Here is a 503-nt window from a genome sequence, read left to right as displayed (position 1 = left end):
TTGCCGGTGCCGGGCGGGCCCGCCAGCAGCACGCCCCGGGGCAGCTTGGCGCCCATTTTGCGGTAGGCGTCGGGGTGCTCCAGGAAGTCGACCACGTCGTCCAGCTCGCCCTTGACCTCGTCGATCCCGGCCACGTCGGCGAACGTCGTACGGCGGGTGTCCGGCTCGGGCCCCACCGGCTTGGGCGGCGCGNNCGGGCGGTCACCGTGACGCCATGGCTGCTCAGGCTCTGCCACAGCCGGTCGTCCGCGAAGGCGGGGCGCTGCGTCTTGAACCGGGTGTACTTGCCGCCGCCCTCGGGATTGCTGCGTGAGGTCTTCAGCTGGCCCTGGATCGCGTCGCCCTTGGAGTAGATCGTGGCGACATTGCCCTCGGAGACCTGCCGGCTGAACTCCGTGTAGGAGATCGTCGGCTGATTGGCCTGGCCGAGGTAGTTCAGGCCGAGATAGGCCAGCAGGAAGACGATCACCGCGGTGACGAGGAGCCCCCACCACTTCCCGCCC

Annotated in this window: 1 pseudogene; it reads right to left on the bottom strand. The window is 69.9% G+C overall.

The features are described from left to right. Positions 1 to 503, bottom strand: a pseudogene (locus CCN72_RS32655) (ATP-dependent metallopeptidase FtsH/Yme1/Tma family protein); the annotation flags it as partial.

This window comes from Streptomyces murinus (assembly GCF_002154555.1).
GTDB lineage: Bacteria > Actinomycetota > Actinomycetes > Streptomycetales > Streptomycetaceae > Streptomyces > Streptomyces murinus.
Note: the sequence above shows the minus strand (reverse complement) of the source record. Positions and strands in the feature narration are given on the sequence as shown.